Annotated in this window: 14 protein-coding genes; 10 read left to right on the forward strand and 4 right to left on the reverse strand. The window is 72.6% G+C overall.

The genetic code is table 11. The annotated features are described in order from the left end of the window. Positions 1–33: 33 nt before the first annotated feature. Positions 34–3,165, reverse strand: coding sequence for an isoleucine--tRNA ligase (gene ileS / locus ACFU6K_RS08415; protein ID WP_380661689.1), 3,132 nt, complete (start codon positions 3,163–3,165; stop codon positions 34–36). Positions 3,166–3,873: 708 nt separating this feature from the next. On the opposite strand from ileS, the gene ACFU6K_RS08420 reads away from it, so the two are divergent. From ACFU6K_RS08420 to ACFU6K_RS08435, 4 genes are all read left to right on the forward strand, one after another. After that, the gene (locus ACFU6K_RS08420) at positions 3,874–4,338 is read left to right on the forward strand and encodes a TraR/DksA family transcriptional regulator (RefSeq protein ID WP_380661690.1); all 465 of its coding nucleotides are present in this window, start codon (positions 3,874–3,876) and stop codon (positions 4,336–4,338) included. Positions 4,339–4,504: 166 nt separating this feature from the next. Further along, entirely contained in the window at positions 4,505–5,191 is a 687-nt protein-coding gene (gene lspA, locus ACFU6K_RS08425) for a signal peptidase II (protein ID WP_380661699.1), read from the forward strand. A gap of 53 nt (positions 5,192–5,244) precedes the next feature. Beyond that, positions 5,245–6,183, forward strand: a complete 939-nt coding sequence (locus ACFU6K_RS08430; protein WP_380661691.1) for an RluA family pseudouridine synthase — start codon at positions 5,245–5,247, stop codon at positions 6,181–6,183. A 16-nt stretch (positions 6,184–6,199) separates the two neighbouring features. Next, positions 6,200–6,664, forward strand: coding sequence for a GNAT family N-acetyltransferase (locus ACFU6K_RS08435; protein ID WP_380661700.1), 465 nt, complete (start codon positions 6,200–6,202; stop codon positions 6,662–6,664). Positions 6,665–6,791: 127 nt separating this feature from the next. Here the strand turns inward: ACFU6K_RS08435 and ACFU6K_RS08440 are convergent, their stop codons facing one another. Then, positions 6,792–7,811 carry a mechanosensitive ion channel family protein gene (locus ACFU6K_RS08440; protein WP_380661692.1) on the reverse strand — a complete coding sequence of 340 codons (1,020 nt, stop codon included), beginning with the start codon at positions 7,809–7,811 and terminating at the stop codon, positions 6,792–6,794. A gap of 134 nt (positions 7,812–7,945) precedes the next feature. On the opposite strand from ACFU6K_RS08440, the gene ACFU6K_RS08445 reads away from it, so the two are divergent. From ACFU6K_RS08445 to ACFU6K_RS08455, 3 genes are all read left to right on the forward strand, one after another. Next, a complete protein-coding gene (locus ACFU6K_RS08445) occupies positions 7,946–10,720 on the forward strand; it encodes an alpha/beta fold hydrolase (RefSeq protein ID WP_380661693.1) in 2,775 nt (924 codons plus the stop codon). A gap of 74 nt (positions 10,721–10,794) precedes the next feature. Further along, positions 10,795–11,634: an ABC transporter permease gene (locus tag ACFU6K_RS08450; protein ID WP_049649556.1), complete on the forward strand. Its 840-nt coding sequence runs from the start codon at positions 10,795–10,797 to the stop codon at positions 11,632–11,634. 105 nt (positions 11,635–11,739) lie between these two features. Beyond that, positions 11,740–12,318, forward strand: a complete 579-nt coding sequence (locus ACFU6K_RS08455) for a dienelactone hydrolase family protein (RefSeq protein ID WP_049649536.1) — start codon at positions 11,740–11,742, stop codon at positions 12,316–12,318. A 72-nt stretch (positions 12,319–12,390) separates the two neighbouring features. Here the strand turns inward: ACFU6K_RS08455 and ACFU6K_RS08460 are convergent, their stop codons facing one another. Continuing rightward, positions 12,391–13,191 (reverse strand): hypothetical protein, encoded by an 801-nt coding sequence (locus tag ACFU6K_RS08460; RefSeq protein WP_380661694.1) that lies wholly within the window; start codon positions 13,189–13,191, stop codon positions 12,391–12,393. Between the two features lie 160 nt (positions 13,192–13,351). Then, positions 13,352–14,131: a VOC family protein gene (locus ACFU6K_RS08465; protein WP_380661695.1), complete on the reverse strand. Its 780-nt coding sequence runs from the start codon at positions 14,129–14,131 to the stop codon at positions 13,352–13,354. A gap of 220 nt (positions 14,132–14,351) precedes the next feature. Here ACFU6K_RS08465 and ACFU6K_RS08470 point away from each other — a divergent pair, with 220 nt between their 5' ends. The 3 genes from ACFU6K_RS08470 to ACFU6K_RS08480 all read left to right on the forward strand — a co-directional run bounded on the left by ACFU6K_RS08470 (position 14,352) and on the right by ACFU6K_RS08480 (position 17,897). Beyond that, on the forward strand, positions 14,352–16,472 hold the full coding sequence (locus ACFU6K_RS08470) for an alkyl/aryl-sulfatase (protein ID WP_380661696.1): 2,121 nt from the start codon (positions 14,352–14,354) through the stop codon (positions 16,470–16,472). A gap of 201 nt (positions 16,473–16,673) precedes the next feature. Continuing rightward, positions 16,674–17,339 (forward strand): MOSC domain-containing protein, encoded by a 666-nt coding sequence (locus tag ACFU6K_RS08475; RefSeq protein ID WP_380661697.1) that lies wholly within the window; start codon positions 16,674–16,676, stop codon positions 17,337–17,339. A 120-nt stretch (positions 17,340–17,459) separates the two neighbouring features. Next, the gene (locus tag ACFU6K_RS08480; protein WP_380661698.1) at positions 17,460–17,897 is read left to right on the forward strand and encodes a hypothetical protein; all 438 of its coding nucleotides are present in this window, start codon (positions 17,460–17,462) and stop codon (positions 17,895–17,897) included. Positions 17,898–18,000 lie beyond the last annotated feature (103 nt).

The following is an 18,000-nucleotide window of genomic DNA, read 5'->3' on the forward strand; positions in this document are numbered from 1 at the left end:
CCCCGGGGTGACGGCGGCTTCGTTGTCGGGCGGTCAGGCCTTGCGGAGCTGGAAGGCCAGGCCGAGCGAGTCGTCGGCGAAGGTCTCGGACTCCCAGTCGGCGGCACCGGCGGCGAAGTCGGTGGCGAGGACCTCCTCGGCGACGAGGGGACCGTGCTCGGCGATCGCCTCGGCGGTCTCCTCCGAGGTGGCGCGCCAGCGCAGGACGATGCGGTCGGCGACGTCCAGGCCGGAGTTCTTGCGGGCCTCCTGGATCTGGCGGATGGCGTCGCGGGCGATGCCGAGCCGCTTGAGCTCCGGGGTGATGGCCAGGTCGAGGGCGACGGTGGCGCCGGACTCGTTGGCGACGGCCCAGCCCTCGCGCGGGGTCTCGGTGATGATCACCTCGTCCGGGGAGAGGGTGACCGTCTCGCCGTTCAGCTCGACCGAGGTCTCGCCGGTGGCGCGCAGTTCGGCGGCCAGGCGGGCGGCGTCGGTGGCGGCGACCGCCTTGGCGACGTCCTGCACGCCCTTGCCGAAGCGCTTGCCCAGCGCGCGGAAGTTGGCCTTGGCGCTGGTGTCGACCAGCGAGCCGCCCACCTCCGCGAGCGACTCCAGGGTGGAGACGTTGAGCTCCTCGGCGATCTGCGCGCGCAGGTCGGCCGGCAGCTCCTCCCAGCCCTGGGCGGCAACCAGTGCGCGGGACAGCGGCTGACGGGTCTTCACACCGGACTCGGCGCGGGTGGCCCGGCCCAGCTCGACCAGGCGGCGGACCAGCGCCATGTGCCTGGAGAGCTCGGTGTCGATCAGCGACTCGTCGGCCTCCGGCCAGGTGGTCAGGTGCACCGAGGCCGGGGCCTCCGGGGTGACCGGGACGACCAGGTCCTGCCAGACCCGCTCGGTGATGAACGGGGTGAGCGGGGCCATCAGGCGGGTGACCGTCTCCAGCGCCTCGTGCAGCGTGGCGAGCGCGGCGGCGTCGCCCTGCCAGAAGCGGCGGCGGCCGCGGCGGACGTACCAGTTGGACAGGTCGTCGACGAAGCCGGACAGCAGCTTGCCGGCGCGCTGGGTGTCGTACGCCTCGTAGGCCGCGTCGACCTCGCGGACCAGGGTGTTCAGCTCGGAGAGCACCCAGCGGTCCAGCTGCGGGCGGTCGGCCGGGGCCGGGTCGTTCGCCGAGGGCGCCCAGTCGGAGGTGCGGGCGTACAGGGCCTGGAAGGCGACGGTGTTCCAGTAGGTGAGGAGGGTCTTGCGGACCACCTCCTGGATGGTGCCGTGGCCGACCCGGCGGGCCGACCAGGGCGAGCCGCCGGCCGCCATGAACCAGCGGACGGCGTCGGCGCCGTGCTGGTCCATCAGCGGGATCGGCTGGAGGATGTTGCCCAGGTGCTTGGACATCTTGCGGCCGTCCTCGGCCAGGATGTGGCCCAGGCAGACGACGTTCTCGTAGCTGCTCCTGTCGAACACCAGGGTGCCGACGGCCATCAGCGTGTAGAACCAGCCGCGGGTCTGGTCGATCGCCTCGGAGATGAACTGCGCCGGGTAGCGCTTCTCGAACAGCTCCTTGTTCTGGTACGGGTAGCCGTACTGGGCGAAGGGCATCGAGCCCGAGTCGTACCAGGCGTCGATGACCTCGGGCACGCGGGTGGCGGTGCCGCCGCAGTCGCGGCAGGCGAAGGTCACCGCGTCGATGTACGGGCGGTGCGGGTCGAGGCCGCTCTGGTCGGTGCCGGTGAGCTCGGACAGCTCGGCCAGCGAGCCGACGCAGGTGAGGTGGCCCTCCTCGCAGCGCCAGATCGGCAGCGGGGTGCCCCAGTAGCGGTTGCGGCTGAGCGCCCAGTCGATGTTGTTGTTCAGCCAGTCGCCGAAGCGGCCGTGCTTGACCGTGTCCGGGAACCAGTTGGTGGCCTCGTTCTCACGGATCATCGCGTCCTTGACGGCGGTGGTCCGGATGTACCAGGACGGCTGCGCGTAGTAGAGCAGCGCGGTGTGGCAGCGCCAGCAGTGGGGGTAGCTGTGCTCGTACGGCAGGTGGCGGAAGAGCAGGCCGCGCTGCTTGAGGTCCGCGACCAGGTCCTCGTCGGCCTTCTTGAAGAACTGGCCGCCGACCAGCGGGACCTCGGGGGCGAAGGTGCCGTCGCCGAGCACCGGGTTGACCACCGGCAGGCCGTACCTGCGGCAGGTCGCGAGGTCGTCCGCGCCGAAGGCGGGGGACTGGTGGACGATGCCGGTGCCGTCCTCGGTGGTGACGTACTCGGCGGTGACGACGTAGTGGGCGTTCTCGATCTCGACCAGGTCGAAGGGGCGGCGGTAGGCCCAGCGCTCCATCTCGGCGCCGGTGAAGGACTCGCCGGTGGTCTCCCAGCCCTCGCCGAGCGCCTTGGCGAGCAGCGGCTCGGCGACGACGAGCTTCTCGTTGCCGTCGGTGGCCACCACGTAGGTGACCTCCGGGTGGACGGCGGCGGCGGTGTTGGAGACCAGGGTCCACGGGGTGGTGGTCCAGACCAGCAGGGCGGCCTGGCCGGCCAGCGGGCCGCTGGTCAGCGGGAAGCGGACGAAGACCGAGGGGTCGACCACGGTCTCGTAGCCCTGGGCCAGCTCGTGGTCCGAGAGGCCGGTGCCGCAGCGCGGGCACCAGGGGGCGACGCGGTGGTCCTGGACCAGCAGGCCCTTGTCGAAGATCTGCTTGAGCGACCACCAGACGGACTGGACGTACGACGGGTCCATCGTCCGGTAGGCCTCGTCGAGGTCGACCCAGTACCCCATGCGGGTGGTCAGCTCGGTGAAGGCGTCGGTGTGGCGGGTGACCGACTCGCGGCACCTGGCGTTGAACTCGGCGATGCCGTACGCCTCGATGTCCTGCTTGCCGGAGAAGCCCAGCTCCTTCTCGACGGCGAGCTCGACCGGCAGGCCGTGGCAGTCCCAGCCGGCCTTGCGGGCGACGTGGTAGCCCTTCATGGTCCGGAAGCGGGGGAAGACGTCCTTGAAGACGCGGGCCTCGATGTGGTGGGCGCCGGGCATGCCGTTGGCGGTCGGCGGGCCCTCGTAGAACACCCACTCGGGGCGGCCCTCGGACTGCTCCAGGCTGCGCTGGAAGATCTTGTTGTCCTGCCAGAACGACAGGATCTGGTGCTCCAGGGCAGGCAGATCCACCTGCGCGGGGACGGGGTTGTAGGAGCTTGCCATCGCGGCGTCTACCTCCGGCGGATGCTGGGACTGGATCCTCCGGAGGGACGAGACGGACCAGCCGCCCCGCGGTACCACCCTCCTTGGCCGCGGTGCTGCTGTTCGCGGCCCTCTTGTTTGGGCTTGCTGCCGGGTCTAGTGGGCCGCTGCGGCATCGCGGCGGCCGTTCTTCCGGCGGCTCCGGGGTGATCTTCCCGCCGTGCACACCCCCGGGCTCGCACCGTCCCCGGGTCGCTGGTGGCTGCGTACGTCGGTACTCGTCCCATCTGCGCCTTGCAGGCCCAGTGTATCGGCCGGGCGAGTCGGTTTGTCCAAAGCGTTTCCCGGTGGGCGGTCCTCGGATGGTCCGCGGGCGCGCCGGTGGGCGCCCCGGGAGTGCTCCGGCCATGCTCCGGGAGCACTTCGGGAGCACTCCGGGGGCGTGCGGCGGCGGAGGTTAGCCGGAGTCGATCTGGGCACAAATCCATGAGCGCGAGGGGCGTGACGGTTGGGGCGGCTGCCTGGGTGGGAACGTTATGAGGCGTCGGTATGTCATGTTGTGACCGGTTTTGATCGGGATTATCGTTCCGGCACTGGAGGCCGCCGGGAACCGGCGGCTCGATTCGTTCGTAGATGGGGTCGAAAGCCATGGCTGAGAAGGGAACCGGCGCGGGTACCGCCACCAAGCGGGCACGCAAGGCCGTGGCGGTCGACCCAGGGGAGGGGACCGTGACCACTACCGCACCGAAGAACGGCACCGACACCGTCACCGTGCCGCGCGGCGCCGAGTCCGTGGACCCGGCCACGCTGCCGGTCCGGCCGGGCGAGGACCCGTGGACCACCGAGGAGGTCCACGAGCTGCACGACGAGCTGATCAGCGAGCTGGACCGGCTCCGCAGCGAGATCGACGCCGCCGAGGCGGCCATCTCCGGCCTGATGCGCGACTCCAACGACGGGGCCGGCGACGACCAGGTGGACGCCGGTACGAAGAACATCTCGCGGGAGAGCGAACTGGCGCTGGCCAACAACGCGCGCGACAGCCTGGCGCAGACCGAGCGCGCGCTGGAGCGGCTGGAGGGCGTCGGCTTCGGCACCTGCGAGTCCTGCGGGCAGGCCATCGGCAAGGCCCGGATGCAGGCCTTCCCCCGGGCGACGCTCTGCGTGCAGTGCAAGGCCAAGCAGGAACGCCGCTGACCAGGGCGGCCGGAGGGACGCGAGGGGTCGGGCTTGCCGTACGCTCGACCCCGTAACGTCGCCTGAAGGATGCCGCCTGACGCGTTCGTGAACGCGGGCAGGCCATCACCGGCCCACCACCCTCCCCCTCCTGCGGACCGGGGGAGCTCCACCGGCAGCGGAGCGGATCATCAGCACGCAAGGTTCCCCCCAGACCCGGGACGACGCCGTCCCGACCCCCGCCGATGCCGTGGAGGTGCCCGTGGCCGAGCCGACCGGGGCGTCCGTGGACGCCGCGACGGCAGAGAAGCCCAAGGGTCGGCGGCGGATCGGCGTGCTGCTGGTCGTCGCGGTGCTCGCCCTCCTGATCGACCTCGGCAGCAAGCTGCTGGTGGTCGCCCGGCTGGAGAACCACGCGGCGATCAAGGTGATCGGGGACGTGCTCACCCTCCAGGTGATCCGCAACTCGGGTGCGGCCTTCGGGATGGGGCAGGCGCTGACCGTCGTCTTCACGGTGATCGCCTCCTCCGTGATCGTGGTGATCTGGCGGATCGCCCGCAAGCTGTACAGCCTGCCCTGGGCGATCGCGCTCGGGCTGCTGCTCGGCGGGGCGCTCGGCAACCTCACCGACCGGCTGTTCCGCGCGCCTGGGGTCTTCCGCGGGCACGTGGTGGACTTCGTCTCCGTCCAGTACTTCGCGGTCTTCAACCTCGCGGACTCGGCGATCGTCTGCGGCGGAATCCTGGTGGTGCTGCTCTCCTTCCGGGGCAGCAACCCGGACGGGACCGTCCACCAGGAGGTCGAGAAGCCCGGGAAGGCCGAGAAGGCCGGGAAGCCGGAGCAGGACGGGAAGCCGGAGCAGGGCGAGAAGTAGCGCCGGACCGCCGGCGGGCGGGGGAGGGCCGCGTTTCCGGCATACTCGTACGGGTGAGTACCGCAGCGCAGATCCGCAGCCTCCCCGTTCCCGACGGCCTGGAGGGCGAGCGCCTCGACGCCGCCCTGGCCCGGATGTTCGGCTTCTCCCGGACCAAGGCCGCCGAGCTGGCCGCCGACGGCAAGGTGATGATCGACGGCGCCGTGGCCGGCAAGTCGGACCGGGTGACCGCCGGCTCCTGGCTGGAGGTCGAGATCCCCGCCCCGGCCGCGCCGGTGCGGATCGTCGCCGAGCCCGTCGAGGGCATGCGCATCGTGCACGACGACGAGGACATCGTGCTGATCGACAAGCCGGTCGGCGTCGCCGCGCACCCCAGCCCGGGCTGGACCGGCCCCACCGTGATCGGCGGACTGGCCGCGGCCGGGTACCGGATCTCCACCTCGGGCGCCGCCGAGCGCCAGGGCATCGTGCACCGGCTGGACGTCGGCACCTCCGGGCTGATGGTCGTCGCCAAGTCCGAGCGCGCGTACACCGACCTCAAGCGGCAGTTCCACGACCGGATCACCGAGAAGCGCTACCACACGCTGGTGCAGGGCCACCCGGACCCGATGAGCGGGACGGTGGACGCGCCGATCGGACGGCACCCCAGCTCGGACTGGAAGTGGGCCGTCACCCGCGACGGCAAGGCGTCGATCACCCACTACGACCTGATCGAGGCGTACCGGGCCGCGTCGCTGCTGGCGATCAAGCTGGAGACCGGGCGCACCCACCAGATCCGCGTCCACATGTCCGCGCTGCGGCACCCCTGCGTGGGCGACCTCACGTACGGCGCCGACCCGTCGCTGGCCAAGCGGCTGGGGCTGACCCGGCAGTGGCTGCACGCGGTGTCGCTCGGCTTCGAGCACCCGGCGGACGGGCAGTGGGTCGAGTTCTCCAGCGAGTACCCGGAGGACCTGAAGAAGGCGCTGGACATCATCGCGGCGGAGAGCTGAGGTGCCGGCCGCCGAGGTGCCGGCCGTGACCGTTCGGGTCGTCGACGGGGAGGCGGACCTGGAGCTGGCGCGGGCCGTCCGGCACGAGGTCTTCGTCGTCGAGCAGAACGTGCCCGAGGAGCTGGAGTACGACGAGTACGACGCGACCTCGGTGCACCTGCTGGCCGTCGGGGCCGACGGGGCCGCGCTGGGGACGGCGCGGCTGATCTTCGGCGAGCAGGCGCGCGAGCTCACCGGGGGCGTCGAGGGGCGCGTGCTGCTCGGGCGGCTCGCGGTCGTCGCGGCGGTCCGGGGGACGGGGCTGGGCGCGGAGCTCGTCCGGGCCGTCGAGGCCGCAGGGGCCGAGCGCGGGGGCGTGGAGGTCGAGCTGCACGCGCAGGTGCGGGCGCTCGGGTTCTACGAGCGGCTGGGGTACGTGGCCGAGGGGCCGGTGTACGACGACGCCGGGATTCCGCACCGGACGATGACGCGGGTGTTGTAGACCCGACGGGACCTCGGGCCCGGTGGGTGGCTGGTCGCGCGGTTCCCCGCGTCCCTGTTCGGGGCGCGGGGAACTCTGCTTTCGGGGCTCTGCTTTCGGGGGCTCTGGTTGCGCGGCCGGGCGCCGGTCAGGTGTCGGTGGTGCGGAGGCGGGGGAGCGCGTGGGGGTGCTTGTCGCGCAGGTGGGCGACGAGCTGCTCGCGGATGTCGAAGCGGAGCCGGGCGGCGTCGTCGGGGGTGCGGGCGGTCATGGTGGCGCGGACGACGATGGTGCTGGGCGTGGTGTCGACGACGTCGAGGGCCCACTCGCCGCCGTCCCAGAGCGGGTGCCGGTCGAGGCGGGCGCGCAGGGTGGTGCGCAGTTCGTCCACCCGGGTGGTGTGGTCGAGGTGGAGCAGGACGGCGGCGAGCAGGCCGGGGTCGCGGCGGGTCCAGTTCTCGAAGGGCTTGTTGACGAAGTACGAGACCGGGACGATCAGCCGGCGGTAGTCCCAGAGCCGGATCACCAGGTAGCTGAGGGTGATCTCCTCGACGGTGCCCTGCTGGCCGTCCACCACCACGGTGTCGCCGATCCGGACGGTGTCGCCGAAGGCGATCTGGAGGCCGGCGAAGAAGTTGCCCAGGGTGCTCTGGGCGGCGATGCCGGCCACGATGCCGATGATGCCCGCCGAGGCGAGCAGGCTGGCGCCGATGGTGCGCATGGCGGAGAAGGTCAGCAGCATCACGGCCACCGTGACCACGACGACCAGCGCGTCGGCCGCCCGGCGCAGCATGCTGATCTGGGTGCGGACCCGCTGGACCCGGGCCGGGTCGTCGACGCGGGACTCGTACCGGCTGAGCAGGGCCTCCAGGACGGCGGCCACCACGCGGACGGTGAGCCAGCCCAGTGAGGCGAGCAGGAACAGCAGGAGCAGGTGCTGGGCGCCGTCGTCGTGCTTCAGGTGGAAGATCCGCTGGAGCGGCTTGGCGGTGAGCAGCAGGGCCGACACGACGGCGAGCTGGAGCGGGATCCGGCAGCGGCGCAGGAGCGGCCAGACCGGTGCCGACGGTTGGCGGGCGGCGATCCGCTGGAGGGCCTGGTCGACGATCCAGCCGATCGCCAGGGTGGCGGCGACGGTGGCGAGCAGCGAGAGCAGCGGCCGGAGCATGCGCCGTACGATACCCGGGCACAGTGGGGCGAAGTGGACGTAACGGCACAGGGGCTCGGGAGACGCCCCGAGCGGTGCCTCCAGGGGGTGCCTTTATCGGACGCCTACCCGGACGGCGGATACGATCAACGGCCATGGAGTTCGGTGGGGCATGGCGTCGCTGGCGCGCCCGGGGAACAACGGTCAGACACAGGCTGCTGGCCGGGGCGGTGGCCCTGGCGGTCGTGGCCGCGGCCGGCACCGCGACGGTGGCGTCCGGCGGTGAGCAGGCGGTCCATCAGGAGGACCGTTTCCTCAGCATGCCGGAGACGCCCGGCAGCGACCAGCAGGTCCAGCTGGACACCTCCTTCTTCACCACCGGCGGCGGTCCGCGCCCGGCGGTGCTGCTCGCCCACGGCTTCGGCGGCTCCAAGGAGGGCGAGCGGCAGCGCGCCGAGCAGCTGGCCCGGCAGGGGTACGCGGTGCTGACCTGGTCGGCGCGCGGCTTCGGGCACTCGGGCGGGAAGATCGGCCTGAACGCGCCCGACCGCGAGGTCGAGGACGTCAAGCACCTGGTGGACTGGCTGGCCCAGCGGCCCGAGGTGCAGCTGGACGGGCCCGGCGACCCGAGGGTCGGCATCACCGGCGCCTCGTACGGCGGTGCGGTCTCGCTGCTGGCCTCCGCGTACGACCACCGGATCGACGCGGTGGCCACCCAGATCACCTGGTGGAACCTGGCCGACGCGCTGTTCCCGCAGGGCGTGCAGGGCTCGGGCGCGGCGGACGGCGTGTTCAAGAAGCTGTGGGCCGGGATCTTCTTCACCACCGGCTCGGCCGGGGACCTCGGGCCCTCCGGCGAGGCGCCGCGGGAGAGCGGCGGCCCCGGGCCGAAGACGGACGGGCCGGTCGGCTGCGGGCGGTTCCTGGAGTCGCTCTGCCAGATGTACGACCGGGTCGCCACCGCCGGGCACGCCGACCCGGAGGCCGTCGCGCTGCTGGACCGCTCCAGCCCGTCCTCGGTGGCGGCGCAGCTCAAGGCGCCGACGCTGGTGGTGCAGGGGCAGCAGGACTCGCTGTTCCCGCTGGACCAGGGCGACCGGATCGCCAAGGCGGTGGCCGCCAACGGCGCCCCGGTGGCGGTGGACTGGTTCGCCGGCGGCCACGACGGCGGGACGGACACCAGCGCGCGGGTCGACGACCGGGTGACCGCCTGGTTCGACCACCACCTCAAGGGCCGCGGCAACGACACCGGCGCCGCGTTCCGGGTCACCCGCACCGGCGGGGTCGACTCGACCGGCTTCCAGGCCGTGCTGCGCGGGGCCACCGCCGACCGGTACCCGGGCCTGGGCGGGACCGGCTCGCGGACCGTCGAACTGGCGGGCGGCGAGCAGACCCTCGCCAACCCGCCCGGCGGCGCGCCGCCCGGCATCTCGACGCTGCCCGGCGTCGGCGCGCTCAGCCAGGCGGCCTCGCTGGGCGCCGGGCTCTCCCTGGACTTCCCCGGGCAGAACGCCGCCTTCGACTCGGCGCCGCTGGACTCGCCGCTGCACCTGACCGGGCAGCCGACCGTCCCGGTGCGGGTGACGGCCGACCGGCCGGACGCGGTGCTGTTCGCGAAGCTGTACGACGTCGGCCCGGACGGCAAGGCGGTGCTGCCGCAGCAGCTGGCCGCCCCGCTGCGGGTCACCGGCGCGGACGCCGGGCAGACCGTCACGGTGGCGCTGCCGGCCGTGGACCACACCTTCCCGGCCGGGCACCGGGTGCGGCTGGTGCTGGCGAGCACCGACCTCGCGTACGCCTCGCCGGTCGAGCCGGCCACCTACCGGGTGGCGCCGGCCGGGGCGCTCACCGTGCCCACCGTCGAGGAACTGGTCACCGAGGCGGCGCCGCTGCCCGCGCGCACCTGGCTGCTGCCGGTGATCGCCGTACTGGCGGCCGCGGCCCTGCTGCTGGTACCGCGGCTGCGGCGCCGGCGGGCCGCCGCCGGGCCCGGCTTCGACCCGGAGCTGGCCGCCGTGCCGCTGCTGATCAGCGGGCTGAGCAAGCGCTACAAGGGCGCCCAGGACCGCTACGCCGTACGGGAGCTGGGCTTCCGGGTGGAGCAGGGGCAGGTGCTCGGACTGCTCGGGCCGAACGGCGCCGGCAAGACCACCACGCTGCGGATGCTGATGGGACTGATCCGGCCGGACGCCGGTGAGATCAGGATCTTCGGGCACCTGGTGCGGCCCGGCGCGCCGGTGCTGTCGCGGGTCGGGGCGTTCGTGGAGGGCGCCGGCTTCCTGCCGCACCTCACCGGGCGGGCCAACCTGCGGCTGTACTGGCAGGCGACCGGACGGCCGGAGGCCGACGCGCGCTTCGACGAGGCGCTGGCCATCGCCGGGCTCGGCGAGGCGCTGGACCGCGCGGTGCGGACGTACTCGCAGGGCATGCGGCAGCGGCTGGCGATCGCGCAGGCGATGCTCGGGATGCCGGACCTGCTGATCCTGGACGAGCCGACCAACGGGCTGGACCCGCCGCAGATCCGGGAGATGCGCGAGGTGATGATCCGGTACGCGGCCGGCGGGCGGACCGTGATCGTGTCGAGCCACCTGCTGTCCGAGGTCGAGCAGAGCTGCACGGACCTGGTGGTGATGGACCGCGGGCGGCTGGTCACGGCCGGCCCGGTCGCGGACATCGTGGGGGCCGGCGAGCTGCTGATGATCGGCATCGCCGACCCGTACGACCCGGCCTCGGTGGCCGACAAGGTGGCCGCGCTGGCCGGGGTCGGCTCGGCGGAGGCCGTCGAGGGCGGACTGCTGGTGCGGCTGGACGGACTGGCGGCCAGCGAGCTGCTGGCCGAACTGGTGCGGCTGGAGGTGCCGGTGGAGAGCGCCGGGCCGCAGCGGCGGCTGGAGGACGCGTTCCTGTCGTTGATCGGAGGTGGAGCGTGAGCGCCGTGACGAAGGACCCCACGGAGCCGGAGGGCCGGGTCGGGTCGGTCGGGCCGGAGGACCCTGCCGGGTCGATGGACCACGCCGAGGGCTACCGGGCGGGCCGGACGCTGCCGCTGCGGGTGGAGGCGGTGCGGCAGCTGCGCAGGCGCCGCACGATGGTGATCGGCGGGGTGCTGGCCGCCATGCCGTTCGTCATCCTGGCCGCGTTCCAGCTCGGCGGCACCCCGGGCCGGCCGGACCGGACCACCTTCATCGAGCTGGCCACCGCCTCGGGGGCCAACTTCGCCGTCACCATGCTGTTCGTCGGCACCGGCTTCATGCTGGTCATCCCGGTCGCGCTGTTCTGCGGGGACACCGTCGCCTCCGAGGCCAGCTGGTCCTCGCTGCGCTACCTGCTGGCCGCGCCGGTGCCCCGGGCCCGGCTGCTGGCCCGCAAGTTCGCCGTCGGGCTGGGGTTCTCGGCGGTGGCGGTGGTGATGCTGCCCGCGATCGGACTGGTCGTCGGCACGGCGGCGTACGGCTGGGGGGACCTCAAGCTGCCCGCCGGGGTCAGCCTGCCGGCCGGGCAGGCGCTGCCCCGGATCGCCATCGCGGTGGCCTTCGTGTTCCTCAGCGAGATCGTGATCGCGGCGCTGGCGTTCTGGCTCTCCACGGCGACGGACGCGCCGCTGGGCGCCGTCGGCGGCGCGGTGTTCGCCTCGATCATCACCGGGGTGCTGGACGCCGTCACCGCGCTCGGCGACCTGCGGGAGTGGCTGCCGGCGCACTGGCAGTACTCCTGGGCGGACGCCCTGCAGCCGCAGCTGGAGTGGGGCGGCATGGTGCAGGGCGTCTCGCTGTCGCTCTCGTACGCGGTGGTGCTGCTGGCGCTGGCCTTCCGGGGGTTCGCGCGCAAGGACGTGGTGTCGTAGCCGGGGGAGGGGGCGGAGGCGTGGCCGGAGGCGGGGGAGCGGGGTTCGGCGGGGGATGCGGGATCATGGGTGGGTAGCTGACCTCCCTGGTGAAGGACCCGAACCGTGGCCCAGATCGTCCTCTTCCACTCCGCCTACGGGCTGCGCCCCGCCGTGCACGCCGCCGCCGAGCGGCTGCGCGCCGCCGGGCACACCGTGCACACGCCGGACCTGTTCGACGGGCGGACCTTCGAGTCCGTCGAGGAGGCGCAGGAGTTCCAGGAGGAGCTCGGCGGCCGCGACGAGCTGCTGCGCCGGGCGGTGACGGCGGCCGCGCCGGTGTCCGAGGGCGGGCTGGTGTACGCCGGCTTCTCGCTCGGCGGCGCGGTGGCGCAGAACCTGGCGCTGGCCGACGAGAAGGCGCGCGGGCTGCTGCTCCTGCACGGCACCTCGGACCTGCGGGAGGACGCGGTCACCGAGATCCCGGTGCAGCTGCACATCGCGGAGCCGGACCCGTTCGAGCCGGAGGACTGGCTGAACGCCTGGTACCTGCGGATGCGCCGGGCCGGGGCGGAGGTGGAGGTGCACCGCTACCGGGGCGCCGGGCACCTGTTCACCGACCCGTCGCTGCCGGACTACGACGAGGACGCGGCCGAGCGGGCCTGGGCGGCGTCGCTGGACTTCCTCGCGGAGCTGGACGGCTGATGGCCGACGGTTGCGGCGGGACGCGCGGGACGTCGGCCCGGTCGACTTCCCGCGCGGCCCGGCACCGGTGCGCTACGGCCGCCGGCGGACGCGGCCGTGGACGAAGAGGGCGAGGAGGACGGCGGCGCCGAGGGCGCAGCCGCCGATGCCGAGAGCGAGCAGCATGACCGTGGTGTCGTCGGCCCCCGGGACGAATTCGTGGCCGGTGCGGCCGTAGGAGTCGACGGTGACCCGCTCGCCGTCCGGGTGGGCGGAGATGTAGCGGACCATCGCGACGACGCCGCCGACGCAGAGGGCGGCGCCCAGGAGCAGCCAGCCGCCGGCCCGACGGGTCCACGCCTCGGGGTCGAGCAGTCGGGCGTCGGGGCAGCGGTCGATCACCGCGTTGCCCAGGGTGGAGGCGCCGACGGCCAGGCCGTCGATTCGCACCCGTCCGCCGTCGGCCAGGCCGAGGACGCAGCGGTAGTCGTGGCCGAACCGGTGGGCATGGGGGCCGACGGCGCCGCTGCGGGCCCGGAGGGTGATGGTGGCGATCTGCGCCCAGGTCCAACGTCCCTTGAGGCCGCGGGCGTTGCCGTGGACCAGGCCGTGCGCCCGGACCTCGAAGTACTCGCCGTCGCCGCCGCGCAGGGCCCGTACGGCCTGGGAGAGGCCGATGGCGAGCCCGCAGACGCCGAAGCCGAGGGCCAGGCCGAGTGACTCCCCGCCGTTGGAGGCGCCGTCTCGGAGGAGCCCCTGGAGGCCCAGCCAGAAGCCGAGTGCGCCGATCGGCAGGGTCCAGGCGGCGTTGATCCACCGGGTGCGGTTGGCGACCGGGTGGCGGCTGACGAGGGCGCCCAGGTCGGCGGGGGCGGCGGCGGGGGTGTCGGTCACGGCGGCCAGTCAAGCAGGGGTGGCCGGTCCGCCTCAAGAGTGCTGGCGAGCAAGAGGATTGACGGATGGTCGGAGCGCGGATCCGCCCGCCCGGGCGGGAGTCCGGGCGGGCGGGGTTCGGGCGGGTGGAGTCCGGGCGGGCGGGGTTCGGGAGGGCGGGTCAGGCCGGCTTGGGCTTGATCATGGCGAAGGGGGCGCCCTGCGGGTCGGCGACCACGGTCATCCGGCCGGCCATCATGTCGAAGGGCGGGACGAGGACGGTGCCGTTGCGCTTGACCAGGGCGTCCACGGTGGAGTCGACGTCGTCGACCGCGAAGTAGGTCAGCCAGTGGGCCGGGGTGCCGGGCGGGTCGTTGGCGAGCAGGGTGGCGCCGCCCACCGCCTTGCCGCCGACCTGCAGCACCCAGTACGAGTCCACGCCCGGCATCGGCTCGATCTCGATGCCGAACGCCTCGCCGTAGAAGGCGGTGGCGGCCGGGATGTCGCTGGTGTGCAGCTCGTTCCAGGTGAGCGCGCCGGGCTCGTTGACGACCTGGGCGCCGAAGAACTCGCCCGGCTGCCAGACGCCGAACACCGCGCCCTGCGGGTCGGCGGCGATCAGCATCCGGCCCAGGTCGCCGACGTCCACGACCGGGACGATCAGGGTGCCGCCGGCGGCGACGATCGCGTCCTGGGTGGCCTGGGCGTCGGTGCTGGCCAGGTAGCTGGTCCAGACGGTCGGCGGCTCCGGCACTCCCTCGGGGGCCGACGCCGGGCCGATGCCGGCCGCGGCCTTGCCGTCGAGCGTGCAGACGGCGTAGCCGCCGAACTCGGCCGGGCCGGGCTGCCCCTGCCAGCCGAGGAGGTCGCGGTAGAAGTCCAGTGCGGCCTGCTGGTCCTTGGCCATCAGGTCGACCCAGCACGGGGTGCCGGTCGCGTACGGGGTGGTGACTTCGGGCATGATCGCCTCTTTCCGGTGAGGTCCTGGCGAGGTCCCCCGCCAGCCACCTTTTCGCCGCCACCGGGCATCCGCCACTCGGCAGGCCCCCACGGGTGGCGGGGAGCGGTCGGACAGCGGGCGGTGGCCTGAAAGCGACCCTTGTGGGTAGTTGATCGGACGCATAGCGTGACGGCCTGCCGCATCGCGGTTCCTGCCAACCGACGAGAGAGGTGGCTTCGCCATGCCCGAAAACCTCGCCTACGCCGAGCCCGTCGAGCCCACGCCCGGTGTCGCCGGGGCGAACCGGAAGGCCGGGGAGGAGTCCCGGATCGCCGACGAGAAGGACGGCCGGGACTTCGCGGACGCCAGCCGGTTCCTGATCTCCCCGCCGGACGTCCCCGCCATCATGTCCCGCAAGGACCCGCAGAAGGTGGTCTGGGACTTCGCCGCGTACGAGTTCCTGGAGCCCGAGCTGCGCGCCGAGATGCCGACCGTCAACGGCAGCCTCCACCGGCAGGGCGAACTGACCGCCGTCTCCGGGCTGTTCCAGGTCATCAGCTGTCGTGACTACCGGGTCTACCAGGTGCGCGGCTACGACCTCTCCAACATGACGATCGTCGAGTCCGACCAAGGCCTGGTCGTCATCGATCCGCTGGCCTGCTACGAGACCGCGCAGGCCGCGCTCGCGCTGTTCCGGGACAAGACGGGGCTCGGCAAGGAGCAGCGACCGGTCAAGGGCGTCGTCTACACCCACTGCCACGTCGACCACTTCGGCGGCGCCCGCGGCCTGTTCGCCGAGCTCGGCGACCCGCTGGAGCCGGGCGTCCCCGTCGTCGCGCCGGAGGGCTTCCTGGAGCACGCCGTCAGCGAGAACATCTACGCGGGCCCCGCGATGGCCCGGCGCGCCCAGTACATGTACGCGGCGCAGCTGGACAAGGGCCCGACGGGGCAGGTCGGTTCGGGCCTCGGACTGACCATCTCCACCGGCGAGGTGACCCTCGTCCCGCCGACCGTCTACATCGGCGGACCGGAGCACCCGGCGGTCGTGGAGAACGACTGGCAGAGCTCGTACGTCATCCCGTGGCGCCCGGGGCTGTACCAGTACAAGCTGGCCGGCGTGCAGATGCTGTTCCAGCTCACGCCCGGCACCGAGGCCCCGGCGGAGATGAACATCTACCTGCCGGACGCCCGGACGCTGTGCATCGCCGAGAACGCCACCCACACCATGCACAACATCCTCAGCCTGCGCGGCGCGCAGGTCCGGGACGCGCACGCGTGGTCGAAGTACCTCACCGAGGCGATCCAGACCTTCGGCAAGGAGACCGACGTCCTGTTCGCCTCCCACCACTGGCCGATGTGGGCCGAGGTGGACTCGGGCGAGAAGGTCAGCAACGCGCGCATCCTCGAATTCCTCAACAAGCAGCGCGACATGTACGGCTACCTCAACGACCAGACGCTGCGGCTGATCAACGCCGGCCAGACCGGCATCGAGATCGCCGAGGAGCTGCAGACCCTCCCGGCCGGCCTCAACGACCACTGGTACAACCAGGGTTACTACGGCTCGATGAGCCACAACCTCAAGGCCGTCTACCAGCGGTACATGGGCTGGTACGACGGCAACCCGGCCCACCTGTGGGAGCTGCCGCCCGTCCAGGCGGGCGCGAACTACGTGGCGGCGATGGGCGGCGCCGGGGCCGTGATCGGTACGGCCCGGACCGCGTACGAGACGGACACCCCGGACGGCTTCCGCTGGGCGGCCGAACTCCTCAACCACGTCGTCTTCGGGGCCGCCGCCGAGAACAGCCCGATCACCGAAGCGTCGCTGGCCGAGGCCAAGCAGCTCCAGGCCAAGGTGCTCACCCAGCTCGGCTACGGCGCCGAGAACGGCACCTGGCGCAACGCCTACCTCACCGGCGCCTGGGAGGTCGTCGGCGGCCCGCAACCGCTGATCACCAGCCAGAGCTCCGCCGACCTGATCCGCAGCACGACGCTCGACCAGTACTTCTCCGCCCTCGCCCGGAGCGTGGACGGGCCGACGGCCGCCGAGCAGCACCGGATCCCGATCGTGCTCGACTGGGTGTTCACCGACACCGGCGACAAGTGCACCACCACGCTGCGCAACGGGGTGCTGGTCTTCGTGCCCGGCGGCGACCGCCTCGTCGACGTGCCGGACGCCACCCTCACGCTCACCCGCCAGACGCTCAACGAGCTGGCCGAGAAGCCCGGCTTCCGGCGCAACTTCGACCAGGCGGTGCAGGACGGGAAGATCACGCTGGCGGGCGAGCGGGCCCAGGAGTCGGCCGACGCCGTTTTCGACACCCTGACCCTCCCCGACCCGAAGTTCCCGATCGTCACCCCGTAGCCACACCGTCCGGCCCCTCCGGTCGTCGGCCCGTCGTGGGGGCGGGGCGTGGGAGTGGAGGGGTGTGGCCCCTCGCGCCGGTTCGGGCGCGTGGGGCCGGGCTGCGTGGGAGGTCGGCGGGGCCGACTTTTCGTGCGGGGGAGGGGAGGCGAAGAGGCCGGAGCGGCCCCTTGGGCCGCCCGTTCGGCGTACGGTCGACGTATGGACGTACGCGCGCGACTGCTCTCGGTCAACGTCGGCAGGCCCCGGCCTAACCCGTGGAAGGAAGAGCTCGGTCTCACCGGCATCGACAAGCGCCCGGTGGACGGCCCGGTCGCGGTGGCCGCGCCGGGCCCCAAGGGGACGGGCGCCGTCGCCCTGGCCGGGGACCGGGTCTACGACGTGAAGAACCACGGCGGCGACGACCAGGCGGTGTACGCGTACGCCCGGGAGGACCTGGACGGCTGGCAGACGGAGCTGGGCCGGGAACTGGCCAACGGCTCCTTCGGCGAGAACCTGACCACCACCGGCCTGGACGTGAGCGGCGCGCTGATCGGGGAGCGCTGGCGGATCGGCCCGGACGTCGTCCTGGAGGTGTCCTGCTCGCGCATCCCCTGCGGGACCTTCCAGGGCTGGCTGGAGAGGAAGGGCTGGATCCGGCGCTTCACCGAGGCGGCCCTGCCCGGCGCCTACCTGCGGGTGGTCGCACCGGGCGAGCTGCGCGCGGGGGACGCGGTGGAGGTGGTGTACCGCCCGGACCACGATGTCACGGTGGCCCGGTCGTTCCGCGCGGTGACGACCGAACCGGAGCTGCTGCCAGGCCTGTTGGCGGCGGAGGCACTGCCGGAGGAGATCAAGGAACTGGTGCGCCGGCGCGTCCGGGCTTAGCCGCAGCGCCGATCACCTGGGTTGTGTTCGCTCTGGTGACAACCAGCGAGACAGGGGCGCCCAAGTCATCGGCATAGCGGTCGGACCCCTTGGTGCACTTGCCGGCTCCAGGTGGTAGGGGTGACGCTGGGAATAACGGTCCGGCTAGCAGCCGTCGGCCAGTTTCTCCCTGAGATTCCGGAGGCAGTGATGCCGAAATCATTCCGACTCAGGTACCGGGGTGTACGCGGGCGGATACCTCTGAACGTTCGACTGCCCGGCGTCATCAAGACGAGGCATGCCGTCGTCCACATCACCGCCGGGCAGGTCAGGGATGCACAGGCCAGCAGCATCATCGTCGGTGGCCAGTCCCTCATGCAGGACTTCATCTACAACCTGGGCGACGCGGACGTGTGGATCAGCAATGTCTCACCACATGGTGAAAACGACCACTTCCCTGGCGAGCCCGGCGGCGTCGAGTTCATCCTCCACGTGGACTATCCCGACCCACTCGACGTCGCAGTCACAATCTGTGTTGATGACGCGCCTCCTGTCTCCATCAGCGACGCCGACACCTAAGGCTGTTCCTCGCCCTGCTCCGGCCCGCGTCAGAACGGGATGGCGGGCGGTGCCTGCTGGGCGGTGAGGGCACGGAGCGCGGGAAGTCGGGCGGGCCGACTTC

The organism is Kitasatospora sp. NPDC057512, assembly GCF_042802135.1.
Taxonomy (GTDB): Bacteria; Actinomycetota; Actinomycetes; order Streptomycetales; family Streptomycetaceae; genus Kitasatospora.